Source organism: Winogradskyella forsetii (genome assembly GCF_013394595.1).
In the GTDB taxonomy this organism is placed as follows: Bacteria; Bacteroidota; Bacteroidia; order Flavobacteriales; family Flavobacteriaceae; genus Winogradskyella; species Winogradskyella forsetii.
Genome location: NZ_CP053348.1, coordinates 1511074 through 1529177, shown reverse-complemented (window position 1 = coordinate 1529177; position 18104 = coordinate 1511074). Strand labels below are relative to the sequence as shown.

The window sequence follows — 18104 nt, the reverse complement described above, 5'->3', positions numbered from 1 at the left end:
GTTTCTTTTTAGGGACTTACGTTTACTTTATGTTTCATTGTGTTATTTATACTTCAAATCTCGTGCCAAAATTTAATTTATCATAAATTCTAACTGTAGGCTTTTACCTTACCTTCTACACCTTTATAAAATGATTTCATGAATTCAAAATCAGCTTCCATATCATCTGTAGTATAAAATGGTTCAGATACTTTATTCTGTTTATTTTTAAAATCGAAGGTGTACATTATAATTGGAACCTTGGCTTTTTTTGCGATATAATAGAATCCCGTTTTCCAGTTTTCTACTTTTTTTCTGGTGCCTTCTGGTGATAGTGCCAATCTGAATTCGTGTTCACCTTCAAATAATTTAGCAATGGTTTCTACTTTATTTTGACCAGGTGTTCTGTCTAAAGCCTTTCCTCCTACAGCTCTAAAATAATAACCAAAAGGCCAAGTAAAGAGTTCTTTTTTTCCAACAAAGTTAGTTTTCAAATCAACAACGCGTCTGAGTAACAACGAGATGTAGAAATCACTCCAACTGGTATGTGGTGCTGCTATAATCACAGCTTTCTTAATGGTGTCTTTTGAAAAATTGGTGTTACCTACGACTTTCCATCCCAATACTCTAAAATATATGAATTTAGCTAACCAGCGCATCTAGTACTATGGGATTATTAATCTTGAATGACTTTTAAAGTATTAAGTCGCTCTTTTTGACATTCAACATCTGTTAAAATGAACTTATTGAATACGCTTATTTTATAAATCGAAATTACATTTTTTTGTAAAGCTCTAGAAGTTTTTCCCTAGTCATGATGGTTTTCCAGTTTTTACCAATGGCATTTTCCCAAAGTGGTTCTAAACTCAAAGCAACATCAATCATTTTATCGAATTGATCTTCTTCTAAATCAGCACAAATACCTTGAGGTAATTCGATATTATGTTTGGCTTTCATCTGTTTAAAAATAGCAACACCTTCTGGATAATAGTCTTCTAAATGATCAAAAACGATACAGTTCCCGATACCATGTTTGATTCCTAAAAGATAGCCCAAACCATAACTCATAGCATGTGCTACGCCAACCTGAGAGTAAGCAATACTCATACCGCCATGCCAAGATGCCATCATTAATTTATCTTGAGCTTCTTCTGTAGTGAGTACATCTTCCAAGAAGATTTCTTTACAAAGTTGAAAGGCCTTTTCCCCATAACTTTGGCTAAAAGCATTTAAATAAGTCCCATTTAGTGATTCCACACAATGCACAAAACAATCCATGCCTGTGTAAAACCATTGTTCTTTTGGCACATCTTTAGTTAGTTCCGGATCTAAAATCACTTGATCAAAAGGGGTGTAATCACTATTAATTCCAAGTTTCCGAACCGGACCTGTTAGAATTGTAGTTCGGGATACTTCAGCTCCCGTTCCTGAAAGTGTGGGAATACCAACATGGTAAATCGCAGGATGCTTAATTAAATCCCAACCTTGGTAATCTTTAGATTCTCCTTTATTGGTAAGCATCAAAGACACCGCTTTAGCGACGTCCAAAACAATTCCTCCACCAATACCAATAATACCAGAAGGTAGTTCACTATATTCTAAAATAATATCTTCAACTAACTGGTCTATTTGTTCTGTTCTCGGTTCTTCAACCGTTGGCACATAAATAATTTTATCCTTATAGGATAATGTAATTCGTGAAGTTAACCAATGATTGCCCTTAAAGACATCATCCACATAAAAAATAAATGGTGCATTACGCCCTTTGCGCTTTGAAGTGAGAATTTCATCGAGCTGATTGAAACTTCCACGTCCAAAAATAACTCGGGACACCATTGGATAATTTTTGTATATCATTTACTTTATATCTTTAACAAAAATAACAACTTAGTTTATAATTACTACTTATTTAAATGAAATTGTAATTTTTCATTGAAAAGCCCAACATGGTAGCCATCTACCAACGCATGATTGACACTAATAGCAATTTGCATTTCTCTTTTTGATCCTATTTTTTCCATTTTACTAAACGCCAATTTAGGTATCGAATCTTTATCACCCTTAAATGGTTCCTTATGTCCCGTAAAATTAATCCACGGTAATGTTGAACAATGTAAACAATCCACTGTATTCACGGGTGGAAACAATTCATTGGAATTCAACACGCGTTCTTTTTCATTTAAAAAATTAGTCTGAAACTTAAAAATATCGGCATCATAATTCACAAACGTAAATCCAAATGTTTTATTAGCACGAAGGATCGTTGGCGATGCATGTATGGTATCGAAAACAACAACTTCATTAGCGTCGTTTATTCTATACTTCAAATTTTCGACTTCATTGATCGCTTTCATTGTGGCGTGCAAATAGTTTACAAAAAACGAGACTTTATTTTCTTGTGAGAACTCATAAGCTTTCGTCACATCTACGGAGAAGGTAACTCCAAAATAAGGATCGACGAAGGTGTTAAAAAACTCAAAATGAGACCGTCTATTCCATGTATGTTTATCGAGAATTTTCAAAATTTCTATTTAAAAAAATCTAAAATTTCAGTTAAACTCGTTACCGTGGCATAGTTAGTTCCATTAGCTTCTTTTTTGGTCACGGTTTCATGTTGCCATGTGGTATGAAATGGAACATGTATGGCTTCTGAACCAATTTCAACTAATGGTAAAATATCAGATTTCAAGGAGTTTCCAACCATTAAGAAAGCCTCTGGTTCAATATCTAATCGTTTTAATAATTGTTTATAATTAGTATCGTGTTTTTCACTTAACACTTCGATATGATGAAAATATTTTAACAGTCCAGATTTTTCCAATTTTCGTTCTTGGTCCAGTAAATCACCTTTGGTAGCTACAATCAATCTATAATCCTTAGACAATACTTTAAGCACCTCCTCTACACCATCCAACAACTCAATCGGTTTGTTGATCATGTCTTTGCCTATTTTTAGCATTTGAGCAATCACATCGTTGGGTACTTTACCATTAGATAATTCTAAAGCCAGTTCAACCATAGATAAAATAAAACCTTTGACTCCATAACCATAGGTTGGAAGGTTTTTAATTTCCATTTTAAAGAGCTCCTGATCTATTTTATTCGGTGTTTCATAAAGCGATAGTAATCGACCAGCTTCTTCCTCGGCTTCCCTGAAATAGGTTTCGTTGACCCAAAGCGTATCGTCCGCATCGAAGCCTATTACTTTTATGTTTTCGTATGTTTTATTCAATTCGATTATTTTGTCAAAAAGGACAATTTCGCATTATCCAGTATTTCAAACTTTTTATTGAAAAATCAATTGTATGGATAACCGGCGAGCTGTCTTCAAGTTTATATTGTTGTTATTTCCACAAACGTTTTGCACGTTCCAAATCTTCTGGTGTGTCAATTTCTACCCCTTGTATTGTGGTTTCTACCATTTTAATCCGCTTCCCATATTCTAAATATCTGATGCATTCAATTTTTTCCGAAGCTTCCAAGAATTGCATTGGTAACACTGTAAAGTCCAACAGCGCTTGTTTTCTAAAGGCATAAATTCCTTTGTGTTTAAAATAACGGGCGCCTACATTTCTATCCCTTGGAAATGGAATCGCATTTCGGGAAAAATACAAGGCAAAATTCTGTTGATCCACAATCACTTTTACGGTATTCGGATTGTTGATTTCTTCCCAATCCTCAATTTCAACCATTAAAGAAGCCAAATCAATTTCCTTGTCTTTATCATCTTTAAAAACATTAATCACTTTTGCCAAACTTTCACGCTCTGTAAATGGTTCATCACCTTGCACATTAATTACAATATCACAATCGACATTCGCAACTGCTTCTGCAATTCTATCGCTTCCAGATTCATGCTCCTTAATACTCATAATGGCTTTTCCTCCACTATTTACAATTTCATCATAAATTATAGCACTATCAGTTACCACATAAACTTCACTAAACAAATTAGTGGCAACTGTAGCTTCATAAGTTCTTAGAATGACTGATTTCCCTGCTAAATCTTGCATCAATTTTCCGGGAAATCTTGATGCACTATAACGTGCGGGAATCATGGATATAATTTTCATTTAGGTGATTTATATAATGAAATCAAAATTTGAAATGCGTTCAATTTCAAAAATAAGGTTTTAAGATGATTTCGGTCGATTTCGTCGTAACTTTTTATAGAGTTTGTAAATCATATACAAAAGGAATAACACCAAAACAACCGCCAATATTGGTAAAAATATGGAGACAATAGACATGACGATTGATGTACCTGTCTCTACAGTTGACACAACTGGGTTACCTAATCCAGCGGTTGAAACCGTAGAGCCTAAACGCGTTGCACTCGCCGAACTTTTCACAGCTGCAGCAGTTCCACCTCCCGCAATAATGGCCAAAGCCCAAGTGATAACTGGACTTAGATCAGCGACCGTCGATACCATAACTGCTGTTCCTGCAATGGTTGCGAGCGGAATGGCGATGGTATCTAGAGCATTGTCCACAATAGGAATATAATAAGCTACAATTTCCACAACGGTTGCAATACCCAAAGTTATTACCGCAGTTGTGCTGCCAATCCATAACCAAGATTCGTTAAGTTCCCAAACGCCAAAATAAGCCGCTAAACTCAAAGCGAATAATGGTAAGAAAACCCTAAACCCTACAGAAGCTGAAAGTCCGATGCCTAGAAATATGCTTAAAATGGTCTCCATAGTAATTCCAATGTATTATTATATCTATTCATTCGTCATTATGGCTTATCTGTATTTAGTCTTATCAATGAACGTTACTTTTTATTCATATTTATTAATTAAACCAAAGTCGAAAGGTGTCCATAAGCAAGATTTCAACCCACTTTTCTTAAACCCTGTATTTACCCAACTATTACAAGTTTTAAAACAAGAATAACTTCCCTTTGCCTTGTAAAAATCGTCTTTAGAAGTATACCCCTTATTTTTAAGTATTATTTTTTCTCCGTCTTTATTGGTTTGAAATGTATGTCTCAAATATGAATTCATTTTTTCTAATTCAAATGCATTTATCTTTATTTCTAACCAATCTAATCGTTTTTGTTCGTACCTCGTCACATGCATTAATGTGGTACTATTTAAAAATGCCGCTCTAAATCCATTGCTAAACGTTAAGTCGCCCCAAGTTGGGGTATTAAGGTAAAAGTTTTCATCTCCCCAACCAAATGCTAGATAATTAGCAGATTCAATATGTTTTATACCCGAAACTAATAAGCTATCCATATTTTTTTTTGGAATTATAATATCAAGATGAACGCCATTAGTAGTTAAATATATGGATTTATCAAAAACTAGATGACTATCCTTTCTATCAATGGTTATATAAGTCAAAATAAACGAAGCGACCAAGTACGTAATGGGAATAAGTAATACATAAAAAAAATACTTTAAAATTTTTTTAGCAACCTTCATCTTAATGAACTTATTATAAAAATGTTAGTTATAAAGTTTTTTCCACAAACATCTCATCCTTAAACCCTATTAAATAGAGTTTTTCCTTTGCTCTGGTAATTGCGGTATATAACCAACGAATATAATCCCTATCCATTCCATTTGGCAAATACGGTTGCTCTACAAAAATAGTATTCCATTGGCCACCTTGGGATTTATGGCACGTAATAGCATAAGAAAACTTCACTTGTAAGGCATTAAAAAACTTGTTGTTCTTAACCCCTAAAAAACGCTTATATTTTGAAGGTTCTTCCTCGTAATCCTTAGACACTTCTTGGTACAAACGGTTCGATTCTTCGTAACTAAGCGAGGCACTTTCCACATCAATCGTATCCAAAAGTAAAACGGTTTCAAAAGGTTTCATATTGGGATAATCTACCATTTTTACATTTACTTCTGCAAATCTAAATCCGTATAATTCTTTGATACTAAAAATCTCCAACACCTCGATGATATCGCCATTGGCAATAAAACCAGCTTCTGTTGTAGGTTTTATCCAGAAATAATTATTCTTAACTACCATTAAATAATCACCAGCGGACAATTCGGTTTCATTGAATAGAATGCGTTGTCTAATCTGTTGGTTATAAGCATTAGCGCGTTTGTTACTTCGTACAATAATCGCTGTTTCCTCGTAACCATTTGCGCTATAGGCATCGTTTATGGCATCCATAATTTCATAACCATCAATTAAACGAACACTATCAGTAAAACCATTCAAATCAAATTTGAAACTCTCATAAATATTAGATTCTAAAACAGCCCGAAGTTCCGTTGCATTACTCAAAATCCCTGAATCCTGTTCTTGCCGGACGACTTCATCCAACTCAATCCCAATGACATTTTTGTTATAATTTAAGCTGAGTTTATTTTCATCTAACGCTGGACTTAAATCTGATTTCACAGGTGGCAATTGTGCTTTATCCCCAATTAATAGTAATTTACACTCATGGCCAGAATACACATATTGCATTAAATCGTCGAGCAAGGAACTGCCATCAAATGATTTTGAATCCGAAGGTGTATCAGGAATCATTGAGGCTTCATCTACTATAAAAATCGTGTTACGATGTTTATTCGGCTGCATTGTAAAACGGACACCGCCACCTTTATCTTTTTTAGGGAAATATATTTTTTTATGTATGGTAAACGCCTCTTTTTTAGAATAATTTGAAATTACCTTAGCTGCTCTTCCTGTTGGAGCCAATAAAACGGCACTTTTTTTGGCTTGCCACAAATTTGATACTATGGTACCAATAATGCTTGTTTTTCCGGTTCCTGCATAACCCTTTAATAAATAGATTGAATTTTTATTGGAATCAAAAATGAATTGTGATAATTGCATTAACACTAAATCCTGTTTAGATGTCGGTGCAAATGGAAACTTAGATTTTAATAAGGAATAGAATGCAGAAGCATTGGAAATCATATAAAAATAATTAGAAAGCAAGATAGCATTATTCTGATTTTTATTAGATGATTTTCTTATTAAGTTATAGTTTTTTAATTAATTTTATTTTAGATAGTTTTAACGAACAAAAAAAAATTGTAGATTTGCGATAGACCTTAATTAATAAATAAACAACATGAATGTAATTATAGCGATTGTAGTAATTATAATATTGACCTTTGGAATTGTTTGGCTAATAGATAAGTTTGTTCCAAAGAAATTAAAGCCTATTATTCATATCGTACTTTGGGCATTGATCATTTTCTTAGGTTACATTACCTACATGTCTGTTTACAAGGAAATACAATTTAACGAATTGAAAGAAAAACGTTTTGCTGTGGTTATTGATCGTCTTATAGATATCAGGGATTCTCAGTTGGCCTATAAGGAAGTAAATGGCTCTTACACAGATAGTTTTGATAAATTGATAAATTTTGTTGAAAACGGAAAAGTGCCAATTACCCAAAGACGTGATACGTTGGTGTTGGACGAAGAAAGAACAAAAGCTTTTGGCGGTGTTGAAACCATGAAGACAATGACATTAACTGACACTTTAAGTTTTTATTCAGTTAAGGATTCAATATTTAAAGGTAGTGATCGTTATAAAAACATGATGAATGTAGGTGTTGGTAAAGAGGGTGCAAAGTTTACGCTAAAAGCTGGAAAATTAGATGAATTTTCTGTTTTTGAGGCAAGTGTTGACAAAGCAATTGTTTTACATGACCAAGAGCCATACTTAATCGAAAAAGAAAAACAAGTGGTTTCTGTGGACGGTGTTAATGGACCAGCTTTAACCGTGGGTTCTATGAACGAAGTATATACAAAAGGAAACTGGCCAAAAAGCTACACAAATAAAGAATAGTTTGAAAATAAACATTATTAAAGAACTGTCCATTCAAATTAATTTGAATGGGCTTTCTTTTTGTATTCTAAATAAAACTGATAATACCATTGAATTTCTCAAATCCATTACTTTTGAACAAAGACTTAATCCTGTTGAAGTTCTCAATCGTTTAAAAGCAGAACTAAGCAGTAATACCGTTTTTTCTGAAGATTTCAATGCTGTCTTGGTGATTCACCAAAATGAATTGGCAACCTTAGTGCCAGAACAATTATATGATGCAACACATAAAGTCGATTATTTGAAGTTCAACTCAAAAATTCTTGGCAACGATTTTATTACAGAAGATGAAATTTCTATAAATAAAAGCGTTAATGTATATGTGCCTTATGTAAATATCAATAATTATATTTTTGACACCTTTGGTGAGTTTGTCTATAAACATTCGTCTAGCATCCTCATTGATTCGGTTTTACAAAATACGGAGACCAAAGAAGAGTCAATTGTTCACATTCATGTCAATAAAAGTACCATTGAATTATTGGTCATAGACAATGGCAAACTGCAACTCTTTAATGTATTTGAATACTATAGCAAAGAAGATTTTATCTACTATGTTCTATTCGTTTTTGAACAATTGAATTTAGATGTTGAAAATACCGCTGTTGAATTGAGCGGCCATATTAACAAAGATGACAAACTCTTTACTATTCTTTACACATACGTAAGACATGTAAGTTTTATTGAAAAAAAATATAATTTTGATATTACTGCCGAAACAGACAAACGCCACTTACACCAACACTATTTAATTTTAAATTCTTTTTAATGCGTATCATCTCTGGATTGTTTAAAGGCAGGCGAATTACAGCTCCTAAAAAATTACCCGTAAGGCCAACAACTGATATGGCCAAAGAAGCCTTGTTCAATATCTTGAACAATCAGTATTATTTTGATGATATTTCGGTTTTGGATTTGTTCTCCGGTACAGGCAACATCAGCTATGAGTTTGCGTCGAGAGGTACGGAACAGATCACTGCTGTAGATGCTAATTACGGCTGTATAAAATTCATCAGTGAAACTGCGGAAGCTTTTGAAATGCCAATCAATACTATTAAAAGTGATGTGTTTAGGTTTCTGGAAAAATCAAAGGAAAAACATACGATCATCTTTGCCGATCCTCCTTACGATTTTGATATTGAAACCTTTTCTAAAATTCCAGAACTGGTTTTTGAAAATGAATTATTAGAAGATGAAGGCTTATTGATCGTGGAACACTCCAAACACACCGATTTAAGTCATTTGAAAAACTATTCCCATTCTAAAAGTTATGGCGGAAATGCGTTTAGTTTTTTTGAATAAAATTATACAGAGTTCCAAGCTAAGACAAAACATATAAAACAAAGCTCCATATAAATATATGAAGCTTGTTTAATTAAGCAAATCTATAAGCCGAATTCTGTTCATTCTGAACTTGTTTCAGTCCCGATAGCTATCGGGATTCTTCACAAGAACAGAAATACCTTATCATTTATCTACGTTTACTGTTACCAGTAAACTTTAGCTGCCTACCCTCTAGTATCGCGCGTGCACGCTCTCCCGATAGTTATCGGAGCACTAGTTTACATGACATTGCACCACATAGAGTTTACCTGGTTTCACTACAGCATAACCTGTACATACTTTCTGTTGCACTTTTCCTCACCTTTCGGCGGATGGCTGTTAGCCACTATGATTGCACTTTGGTGTTCGGACTTTCCTACCTTGTGCTGAACTTGTTTCAGTACCTTTTTACAATAAAACTATTATCTAAATACATAAGATACTGAAACGAGTTCAGCATTAAGATCGATAAGGCGATCTGCTTAGTGGCAAAATTACAATAAACATTAATAAATTATTTCTATTTTAGCTTAAATAAAATTTTAATCGAAAATGAAAAATACACTGTTAATCGTTGCTATAGCATTGATTTCTTATAAAACTAATGCTCAAATGGGATTACTTGGCAAAAAACCAGCTGCACAAGTTGAACAACTAAAAGAAAGACCATTATTAGTCGTGCTTGAAGACGAAGGCGAACTTGGTGATTATAATAAAAATATAAGAAAAGCACTTGAAGCAGTTTGGACTTTCTCAACTGATATAAGATACATCTTAAAAGATGAATGGAGAAAGTTAGCTAAAGACAAAGATGAAGCAAAAAAGTTCGCTCATCTTTATTATACAGCTAGAACCCTTAATGCAAACGCTCCAGAGCATAGTCTTGTGATTGGCATATTAGAAAATAAAATTTCTACAAATTTTTATTATACAGATCTTGGTTTGGCAGATTTGATACTAGCCTTAAAAAATATTCAGATAGATTTAGAAATGGGAGCTGATTATAAAAAGATGATAAAATCTAATGAGGAAAAGGGTATTAAATTTTTATCAGACTCAATTGAACATAAAACCTTATACATAGACAAAGACCTAATCTCTAAAAAATTTCTAAAAAAAATTGACGAAACCTATACCTACGATTACAAATTAGTAACAAAAAAAGAAATTGATGAAGCTATTATTAACAAAGACCAAAATGTGCTTTTTATTAGAGAGTTTGTAAGAGCTCAACGTCCAATGACCAAAACTAGGAGGAAATTTGGAGAAACCGATCAAATGGGCACTAATACTCAAATAAGCACAAAAGCAAGTATGTACGTCGGTTTAAATTTAGTATATAAAGCATCCGATTTAAAATATGTGGCAATTGCTGGTACATCAGACATGGGAAGTTTAGGTGGAAGACCTAGAGAAACAGGTAAAATCAAAATTAAAGGAATCAAAATGCTTTTGAAATATATAAAATAATATTCTGTTAATAACTCAAACAAACTAAGCTCAATTAAAACTCTAAATTGAGCTTCTTTTTTTAAATTTGTAATTCAGTCCTAAAATTCATTCAATAGCATCGAAAGATGCCAAAACTAGTTCAGCAAACCTTGGAACACTTTGTAGTATCAGCCCGTAAATACAGACCACAGACCTTTAAGGATGTTGTGGGTCAGCAGGCTATTACCAATACGTTGCTGAATGCCATTGAAAATAATCATTTAGCGCAAGCTCTATTGTTTACAGGACCTCGAGGTGTAGGTAAAACCACTTGTGCGCGCATCCTTGCCAAAATGATTAATAGTGATGGCAATACAAGTGAGGACGAAGATTTTGCCTTTAATATTTTTGAACTCGATGCAGCATCCAATAACTCTGTGGATGATATTAGAAACTTAACCGATCAGGTTCGTATTCCACCACAGGTTGGAAAATACAAGGTTTATATTATTGATGAGGTTCATATGTTATCTCAAGCCGCTTTTAATGCGTTTTTGAAGACTTTGGAGGAACCGCCAAAACATTGTATATTCATTTTAGCGACCACTGAAAAACATAAAATTATTCCAACGATATTATCGCGTTGTCAGATTTTCGATTTTAAACGAATCACGGTTTCAGACACAAAGGAGTATTTAAAATATATTGCAAAAGAACAAGGCATTACCGCTGAGGATGATGCGCTCCATATCATTGCCCAAAAAGCAGATGGTGCGATGCGTGATGCACTGTCTATTTTTGATCGCGTCGTTAGTTTTTCAGGTAAAAACCTGACGAGACAGGCCGTTACTGAGAATTTAAATGTTCTCGATTATGAAACCTACTTTACAAGTACCGATTTAATTTTAGAGAATAAAATTCCAGATTTGCTGGTGCAGTTTAATACCATTCTTTCTAAAGGATTTGACGGTCATCACTACATCGCAGGTTTGGCATCGCATTTTAGGGATTTAATGGTCTGCAAGAATCCAGCAACTATTCCACTGCTTGAAGTGGGCGAAGATACCAGTCTGAAATATCAAGAACAATCACAGAAAACATCGCATAGTTTTCTAATGGAAGGGATTCGGTTGGCCAATGACTGTGATCTGAAATATAAGTCCAGTAAAAATCAACGTTTGCTCGTTGAATTAACACTTATGCAACTTGCCTCTATCACTTTTGATGGAGAAAAAAAAAATCTTAAGCACTTCATAATTCCGCCTTCGTATTTTAAAGCGAAAGGTATTACTCCTATTCGGGTTACAAAACCTAAAACAGAAGCTAAAGTTCCAGAGAAAACCACTATTTCGCAGGAAAAACCAAAAGAATTAGTTTCCGAAGTTGCTGAACCTGTTTTGGACATTCCTAAGATATCCATAAACAAACCAAAATCATCGACTTCTGGTTTATCGCTAAAAAGTATTCGGGAAAAGAAAGAACATCAGTTACGCCAAATGGATGTGGTTATTGATGAAGACGATCTACCAAAAGAACCTGTAACACAGGAAGCCTTAAACGACGCTTGGAAAACCTACACTGCAAAAATGGATAAAAAAGGCGAAAAAATTATGGCTTCCATATTACAAATGGATCAGCCAAAATTGAAGGATACGACCATTTATTTAACCTATTCCAACAATACCAATAAGATAGAATTGGAACGTGCCGAGTTTCCGCTGATGTCTTTTCTTAAGAAAAAATTACGGAATTACGATTTAAAATTGGATATTACGGTGAATGAGGAAATCGCCAAAAAATATGCGTTCACACCTTTAGAGAAATACGAAAAGCTAAAAGAGAAAAACCCGAACATTGAGGTGTTGCGACAGACTTTTGGATTAGATATTTAAATTATGAGACATTTACTCGGACTTCTATTACTACTGACAATAGCTTTCACCAGTTGCGAAGGAAGAAAAACACAACGTCAAGCCTTATCAGAAAGCATTGAAGAATTCAAAAAAACAGTCCATTTTGAAACTAAGGTATATATTCCTGAAACATATTTAGAACAAGAAATAGATACCTTGATGAGTAATGGTTTTCGCGTGAAGATAAAGACCTATGCTGATATGTCTAACGCTGTCCGTTTTTCAAAAATAAAAGACACCATTAATTACCAGATGCATTATAGAAACTTCAAATTTGATATAAGTGTGACTAAAGACCATAAGGTAATTTACAACGAGAGTTTCGATAAGAAAAAAGTGAATAAAGCCTTTAATTATAATGAAAATTTAGTTTCGGGTTCAGATTTGCATCACTTTGATAGGCTTGCGGTTTTAAAATCAATTCAAGTCAATGATGATCCAACCTATACAAATATGGTGTTGATAGATATTATGTACGCTATTCCAGAAACTGATCGCTACGCCATTCACAGAATGTTCATCGATAACCGAGGAAAATCGAATATTGTTCAAGTTGAAGTTAAATAATTATGCTAGGACTAAAATTACCGACCGATCCAAGATGGGTAAATATTGTTGAAAAGAATATTGAAGATATCCTGACCGACCATGCCTATTGCGAACAGAAAGCAGCCAGTACAGCTATTTCATTGATTGTAAGCTTTCCTGAATATACGGAATTGGTGCAAGAAATGATTGATCTGGTAGAAGAAGAAATGAGCCATTTTAAAATGGTACACGATAGAATTTTAGAAAACGGCTGGACCCTTGGTAGAGATCGAAAAGATGATTATGTGATTGCATTGCTTAAATTTTTTCCCAAAGGCGGCAGCCGAACCACACAATTAGTCCACAGATTACTATATGCCGCATTAATTGAAGCACGTAGCTGTGAGCGATTTCGCTTACTATCCGAACAGTTAGAGGATAAAAAACTCGCTAAATTCTATCGAAAACTCATGATCAGTGAAGCTGGTCACTATACCATGTTTTTAAATTTTGCCCGTAAATATGGCGACAGAAAAGCAGTCGATGAAAAATGGGAAGCACTATTGGATTACGAAGCAGAAATCATAAAAAATTTAGGAAACAAGGAATCGATTCATGGATAATTTCATAACTTTATTGTCAATACTTTAAATGTTATGAATAAATTCTACTCTATACTTGCTGTTTTTCTTTGCTCATATACTGGCTTTTCCCAAAATGAATTAGTTGGGGAATGGCATCTAGATTCATTTAGTATTGATAATGCCATTTATAACAATGTTTATGCTTTTGTTAATACTATAGAATTTACCGACGATATTATATATGAAAACTACTTGGAATATAATGGTTCTTCGACCTGTAACGCTTTTTTTGGAGAATATAGCTCTACAAGTGATACTATAGAATTTTCTAGTTTAGGCAGTACACTTGTTGATTGCTATGGTGAACCAAGAGGTACATTTGAAGCCATATACTTTTCATTACTAAGTAATAATTCTACGGGTTCTAGCACGTTTAGCTATGTTATTACAGGTGAAGGAGAAGAGCAAATCTTAACCTTAACAAATTCAAATAACAGTAGCATCTTTTATACTAAAACAAATCCAACTTCCATACTTCATAGTACTTGGTATTTAGAAACGGTAATTGAAGGTGGTATCACATATAATGTAACTTCAGGCTCTCCTAGCCTAACGCTTCAGGCTAATCCACATCCTTTCTTTGGTACTATGACGTTTGCTGGCGAAGGTGTTTGCAATGACTATGTTGGCGAATATGGTATGTATTACGGTAATGGAGATGAAATGAGAATTACGAGTATGACACCAACCACTGATACGTGTGAGCCTCCTAGTACTATTGAGACTGCCTATTTTTCAGTATTAGGTGATACCTCTGCTAATTTATTTAAATTTGAAATTATTAATAATGGAGCAAATTTAGTTTTGACAAGTGTTCCTGACCCCTTAGACCGTTCTATTAATGCTATAGATGACATTATAATTTTAGCCACAGAACCGCTTTCTGTTCATGATGTTGACTATAATGAAATAGCTATTGTTAAAAATCCCGCCAAAGATCAACTAGAATTAAATATAGCTGATGATTTATTATTTCAAAACCTCAACTATTCTATTTATAGTATGGAAGGCAAGTTGATGTCAAAATCAAAACTTAATATTAAAAACATAGATGTCAGCGCCTTTACAACTGGACTTTATTTTATAAATATTGGAAATGAAGACAAGGTTATATCTTCTTTAAAATTCTTGAAAGAATAAGCTATAGAGACTGAGATTAATATTTATAATTATCGTAGTGAAAATTTGATGGTATAATCATTAGGCGCGTGTGAAAACTCAGTTATACTCACTTTAACATCTAAAACAAGCTCTCAATAATCTTCTCGTCCGTAATACCTTCCGCTTCTGCTTTATAGTTTTTAATAATTCTATGCCTTAGGATTCCTGTGGCAACAGCTTGAATATTTTCAATATCTGGAGAGAATTTCCCAGTAGTTGCGGCATGTGTTTTAGCAGCAAGAATTAAATTCTGGGATGCTCTTGGTCCTGCGCCCCAATCCACAAACTCCTTAACAATATCTGCCGCTGTATCTGTATTTGGTCTGGTCTTAGCGACTAAAGAAACCGCATATTCTATGACATTATCCGCCACAGGAATACGACGGATTACATTTTGAAAATCTATAATCTCCTGAGCCGTAAATAAGGCATTAACCGATGATTTTATATCTGTTGTGGTTGCTTTTACCACATCCACTTCTTCTTGAAACGAAGGATATTCTAAATTAATAGCGAACATAAAACGGTCCAATTGCGCTTCCGGTAACGGATAAGTACCTTCTTGCTCAATTGGGTTTTGCGTAGCTAATACAAAATAAGGTAAGTTTAATTTATACTGATGACCAGCAACCGTAACCGAACGTTCCTGCATCGCTTCCAACAAAGCCGCTTGTGTTTTCGGAGGTGTTCTATTGATCTCATCTGCTAAAATAATATTGGCAAAGATTGGTCCTTTTATAAATTTAAAATGACGGTTTTCATCTAATATTTCACTACCTAAAATATCACTTGGCATCAAATCTGGCGTAAACTGGATACGCTTAAAATCCAATCCTAAGGCTTGCGCAATAGTATTGACCATTAAGGTTTTTGCCAAACCAGGAACACCAACTAAAAGTGAGTGACCACCCGAAAAAATAGAAATCAATACCTGATTAACAACGTGGTCTTGACCAATAATAACCTTAGCAACTTCTTGCTTTAAGGCAGCATATTTCTTAACAAAATTTTCAATTTTAGCAACATCAGACATATATATACGCTTATTTTTTTAACCAGTTACTTTGAAAATCACAATCCCTGTACTCACCATTGATTTTAATGTATGTATCCTTAATGGTTTCCGTTTGCCATTTTTCAACAGCTCTAATTTGTTTGTCTTGTAAAGCTAAATTTTTAATTTTGAGATAATCCTTGGCAAAGTCGGCTTCGTGATCATCAATACGATCTGTAACGGTTAATATTTTAAATTTTATTCTATTAATTCGATCTTCATCTTGAAAAACCTCACTGACTTCTCCATCCTTTAAATCCTGAATTTGAGAATACAGTTCTGGATCCATTCTAGTTAATTCAAAATTAAAATCTTGAGTGGTTGGGTTGGTCATTTGCCCGCCTTCATATTTAGTTTCCTTTTCGTCACTAAATTCTCTTGCTGCTTCTGCAAAAGTCAAAGTGCCGTCAACAATTTTGGCTCTAACCTCGTCAATGCGATCCTTTGCTTTTTTTATGGCTTCCTGTGTCAATTCAGGACGCAATAAAATGTGTCTTACGTCGTATTCTTGACCTCTAATTTTCTCTAAAAATATAATATGGTATCCAAAATCCGTTTCAAAAGGTTCTGAAATTTCCCCTTCTTGCATAGAGAAAGCAACATCCCTGAACTCTTTTACCATTCTCGGTTGTTTTCTGTTTAACGTATATTTTCCACCTGTTGATTTAGATCCGGAATCTTCGGTGTAAAACAATACCTTAGTTGTGAAACTAGAACCATTTTCTTCTACATCTCTCTTAAAACCTTTTAGTCTATCAATAACATCTTGTTTTGCTTCCTCTGTTACTTCTGGGATGATTACGATTTGTGCCAATTTTAATTCAGTACCAAAGGTTGGGCGCTCATCTTTTGGGATGTCGTTAAAAAAAGTTCTCACCTCTTCTGGAGTTACTTCAATATCTCCTGTAACCTTAGCTTGCATTTCCTGTGCGAGATAACCATTTTTGTTAATCTCGTACATCTCTTCTCTCAATGCTTGTTCAGAATCTTTTTTGTAATACTTTAGCATTTGATCCATATCGCCATTCATCTGAGCCAAAATACCTTGAATTTGTTGGTCTACACGCGATTTAATTTGCAGTTCATTTACAATAACACTATCCTGAATAGCTTGATGGGAATACAATTTACTTTCTAATAGACTTCCAAAAAGTTCGCATCGTGTCAAGCCTTTAAGATCTGCACCTTGGGCTTCCAACTGTGCTATTTCCCGATCTAAATCAGATTCCAAAAGAATAAAATCACCAACCACAGCGGCTACGCCATCGGCTTTAATACGTGTTTTATTAACTACACTATCTTTTGGTTTTTCTAATAATTCTGGTTTTTCATCATCAATGATTTCTTGGGCATTGCTGAAATTAAATGACATAAAGCCAACTAAAAGGGCGGCTTTAATTATAAATTTGGAATTTATTGTTTTTGATGGCATCTTTTGTAATATCATTTTCGAGTTGCTTGATGAGCTCTAATTTTCTTTTGTTTATAACAATTTTGTTGATCGACGTATTTACATAATCCAAAGGTGCATAGTCGTTTTGAAGGCGTACGTCATTAACTTGCATCAAATATAGGTTTAATGAATCTTTGAGTTGTAAGAAATTAGTTTTTTTTAACAGTTGATTTTTATTGGAACCGTTTATAATCGGAATTTTTTCTGCAACGCGATTCAACTTGATCCAAATTGAATCATTTAAGGAGTAGGATCTAAATTGCACTGAAATAGAATCTAAATAGGCTCTGTCCTTGGCCTCGAATCGTTTAAAACGGTTTTTTATGGTGTCTAAATTAATAGGATTAAGCGGTAAACTTATATACCTAAATTGAACCAAATCGTCATTCAATTTAAAAGATTCCTTGTTGGCCTCATAAAATAATTGCGCTTCTTCTTGCTTAACTATGGTATCGATATTTTTCTTAACCAAGCCTTCTAAATACGCTTTGGCATATAAGTCATTTTTATACTGATCCACTAGTTTTAAAAACTCATTTTGCTTTTCTTCCGATAGGTTGACCAAAGCACCTTCCATCAACAGCAATTGCCTTGCCCAACGCTCAACGTATGCATTTACCAGTAGCGTACTATCTTCCTTAGAAGCACCTTTTGGGACAATACCCTTAATATCTTCTTTGTAAAGATAGTTATCGTTAACCCTAGCAACTGGCTCTAAATCATCTGAACTTTTAAAAAAATCACAGCTGGTAAAAAGTAAACTAAAAAGAACTATGTATAAGGTGTGTTTCAAAAA

At 34.0% G+C, this 18104-nt stretch carries 19 protein-coding genes and 1 other RNA gene; 8 read left to right on the top strand and 12 right to left on the bottom strand.

The genetic code is table 11. The annotated features are described in order from the left end of the window. Positions 1-89 precede the first annotated feature (89 nt). From HM987_RS06670 to HM987_RS06635, 8 genes are all read right to left on the bottom strand, one after another. Positions 90-638, bottom strand: a complete 549-nt coding sequence (locus HM987_RS06670) for a 1-acyl-sn-glycerol-3-phosphate acyltransferase (protein ID WP_179006381.1) — start codon at positions 636-638, stop codon at positions 90-92. A 115-nt stretch (positions 639-753) separates the two neighbouring features. After that, on the bottom strand, positions 754-1836 hold the full coding sequence (locus HM987_RS06665) for an iron-containing alcohol dehydrogenase family protein (protein ID WP_229724635.1): 1083 nt from the start codon (positions 1834-1836) through the stop codon (positions 754-756). Between the two features lie 44 nt (positions 1837-1880). Next, complete coding sequence (locus HM987_RS06660) at positions 1881-2501, bottom strand: CatA-like O-acetyltransferase (RefSeq protein ID WP_179006379.1); 621 nt, start codon at positions 2499-2501, stop codon at positions 1881-1883. Positions 2502-2506: 5 nt separating this feature from the next. Beyond that, positions 2507-3211 carry an HAD family hydrolase gene (locus HM987_RS06655; RefSeq protein ID WP_179006378.1) on the bottom strand — a complete coding sequence of 235 codons (705 nt, stop codon included), beginning with the start codon at positions 3209-3211 and terminating at the stop codon, positions 2507-2509. 112 nt (positions 3212-3323) lie between these two features. Next, a complete protein-coding gene (gene kdsB / locus HM987_RS06650) occupies positions 3324-4052 on the bottom strand; it encodes a 3-deoxy-manno-octulosonate cytidylyltransferase (protein ID WP_256867321.1) in 729 nt (242 codons plus the stop codon). Between the two features lie 60 nt (positions 4053-4112). Then, positions 4113-4688: a DUF4126 domain-containing protein gene (locus tag HM987_RS06645; RefSeq protein WP_179009930.1), complete on the bottom strand. Its 576-nt coding sequence runs from the start codon at positions 4686-4688 to the stop codon at positions 4113-4115. Between the two features lie 75 nt (positions 4689-4763). Next, complete coding sequence (locus HM987_RS06640; protein WP_229724634.1) at positions 4764-5222, bottom strand: DUF2459 domain-containing protein; 459 nt, start codon at positions 5220-5222, stop codon at positions 4764-4766. Between the two features lie 217 nt (positions 5223-5439). Continuing rightward, the gene (locus tag HM987_RS06635; RefSeq protein ID WP_179006374.1) at positions 5440-6879 is read right to left on the bottom strand and encodes an ATP-dependent DNA helicase; all 1440 of its coding nucleotides are present in this window, start codon (positions 6877-6879) and stop codon (positions 5440-5442) included. A gap of 157 nt (positions 6880-7036) precedes the next feature. Between HM987_RS06635 and HM987_RS06630 the strand changes: the two genes are divergently transcribed. From HM987_RS06630 to rsmD, 3 genes are read left to right on the top strand one after another with little or no spacing between them, the layout of a single operon-like run. After that, complete coding sequence (locus HM987_RS06630; RefSeq protein WP_179006372.1) at positions 7037-7762, top strand: hypothetical protein; 726 nt, start codon at positions 7037-7039, stop codon at positions 7760-7762. A 1-nt stretch (position 7763) separates the two neighbouring features. Then, the gene (locus HM987_RS06625) at positions 7764-8570 is read left to right on the top strand and encodes a DUF3822 family protein (protein WP_179006370.1); all 807 of its coding nucleotides are present in this window, start codon (positions 7764-7766) and stop codon (positions 8568-8570) included. Then, the gene (gene rsmD / locus HM987_RS06620; protein ID WP_179006368.1) at positions 8570-9103 is read left to right on the top strand and encodes a 16S rRNA (guanine(966)-N(2))-methyltransferase RsmD; all 534 of its coding nucleotides are present in this window, start codon (positions 8570-8572) and stop codon (positions 9101-9103) included. Before HM987_RS06625 ends, rsmD begins: the two co-directional genes overlap by 1 nt. A 70-nt stretch (positions 9104-9173) precedes the next feature. Here the strand turns inward: rsmD and rnpB are convergent. Next, positions 9174-9554, bottom strand: an RNA gene (rnpB, locus tag HM987_RS06615) — RNase P RNA component class A. 122 nt (positions 9555-9676) lie between these two features. On the opposite strand from rnpB, the gene HM987_RS06610 reads away from it, so the two are divergent. From HM987_RS06610 to HM987_RS06590, 5 genes are all read left to right on the top strand, one after another. After that, entirely contained in the window at positions 9677-10594 is a 918-nt protein-coding gene (locus HM987_RS06610; protein WP_179006366.1) for a hypothetical protein, read from the top strand. 131 nt (positions 10595-10725) lie between these two features. Continuing rightward, positions 10726-12447, top strand: a complete 1722-nt coding sequence (gene dnaX, locus HM987_RS06605) for a DNA polymerase III subunit gamma/tau (RefSeq protein ID WP_179009928.1) — start codon at positions 10726-10728, stop codon at positions 12445-12447. 3 nt (positions 12448-12450) lie between these two features. Further along, a complete protein-coding gene (locus tag HM987_RS06600) occupies positions 12451-13035 on the top strand; it encodes a hypothetical protein (protein ID WP_179006364.1) in 585 nt (194 codons plus the stop codon). A gap of 2 nt (positions 13036-13037) precedes the next feature. Beyond that, positions 13038-13619: a tRNA-(ms[2]io[6]A)-hydroxylase gene (gene miaE / locus HM987_RS06595; RefSeq protein ID WP_179006362.1), complete on the top strand. Its 582-nt coding sequence runs from the start codon at positions 13038-13040 to the stop codon at positions 13617-13619. A gap of 33 nt (positions 13620-13652) precedes the next feature. Then, the gene (locus HM987_RS06590) at positions 13653-14780 is read left to right on the top strand and encodes an META domain-containing protein (RefSeq protein ID WP_179006361.1); all 1128 of its coding nucleotides are present in this window, start codon (positions 13653-13655) and stop codon (positions 14778-14780) included. A gap of 100 nt (positions 14781-14880) precedes the next feature. Here the strand turns inward: HM987_RS06590 and HM987_RS06585 are convergent, their stop codons facing one another. Genes HM987_RS06585 through HM987_RS06575 form a run of 3 tightly spaced genes read right to left on the bottom strand, consistent with a single transcriptional unit; the run spans position 14881 to position 18101 of the window. Further along, the gene (locus tag HM987_RS06585; protein ID WP_179006360.1) at positions 14881-15834 is read right to left on the bottom strand and encodes an AAA family ATPase; all 954 of its coding nucleotides are present in this window, start codon (positions 15832-15834) and stop codon (positions 14881-14883) included. Positions 15835-15844: 10 nt separating this feature from the next. Then, entirely contained in the window at positions 15845-17287 is a 1443-nt protein-coding gene (locus tag HM987_RS06580; protein ID WP_229724632.1) for a peptidylprolyl isomerase, read from the bottom strand. Further along, positions 17250-18101 (bottom strand): peptidyl-prolyl cis-trans isomerase, encoded by an 852-nt coding sequence (locus HM987_RS06575; protein ID WP_179006356.1) that lies wholly within the window; start codon positions 18099-18101, stop codon positions 17250-17252. Before HM987_RS06575 ends, HM987_RS06580 begins: the two co-directional genes overlap by 38 nt. Positions 18102-18104: the final 3 nt, after the last annotated feature.

Excerpts from the sequence above, each read along its gene's own strand:
- HM987_RS06670 (WP_179006381.1), bottom strand. The coding sequence starts at position 638 with ATGCGCTGGTTAGCTAAATTCATATATTTTAGAGTATTGGGATGGAAA.
- HM987_RS06665 (WP_229724635.1), bottom strand. The coding sequence starts at position 1,836 with ATGATATACAAAAATTATCCAATGGTGTCCCGAGTTATTTTTGGACGT.
- kdsB (WP_256867321.1), bottom strand. The coding sequence starts at position 4,052 with ATGAAAATTATATCCATGATTCCCGCACGTTATAGTGCATCAAGATTT.
- HM987_RS06640 (WP_229724634.1), bottom strand. The coding sequence starts at position 5,222 with ATGGATAGCTTATTAGTTTCGGGTATAAAACATATTGAATCTGCTAAT.
- HM987_RS06635 (WP_179006374.1), bottom strand. The coding sequence starts at position 6,879 with ATGATTTCCAATGCTTCTGCATTCTATTCCTTATTAAAATCTAAGTTT.
- HM987_RS06630 (WP_179006372.1), top strand. The coding sequence starts at position 7,037 with ATGAATGTAATTATAGCGATTGTAGTAATTATAATATTGACCTTTGGA.
- rsmD (WP_179006368.1), top strand. The coding sequence starts at position 8,570 with ATGCGTATCATCTCTGGATTGTTTAAAGGCAGGCGAATTACAGCTCCT.
- HM987_RS06610 (WP_179006366.1), top strand. The coding sequence starts at position 9,677 with ATGAAAAATACACTGTTAATCGTTGCTATAGCATTGATTTCTTATAAA.
- HM987_RS06600 (WP_179006364.1), top strand. The coding sequence starts at position 12,451 with ATGAGACATTTACTCGGACTTCTATTACTACTGACAATAGCTTTCACC.
- miaE (WP_179006362.1), top strand. The coding sequence starts at position 13,038 with ATGCTAGGACTAAAATTACCGACCGATCCAAGATGGGTAAATATTGTT.
- HM987_RS06590 (WP_179006361.1), top strand. The coding sequence starts at position 13,653 with ATGAATAAATTCTACTCTATACTTGCTGTTTTTCTTTGCTCATATACT.
- HM987_RS06585 (WP_179006360.1), bottom strand. The coding sequence starts at position 15,834 with ATGTCTGATGTTGCTAAAATTGAAAATTTTGTTAAGAAATATGCTGCC.
- HM987_RS06580 (WP_229724632.1), bottom strand. The coding sequence starts at position 17,287 with ATGCCATCAAAAACAATAAATTCCAAATTTATAATTAAAGCCGCCCTT.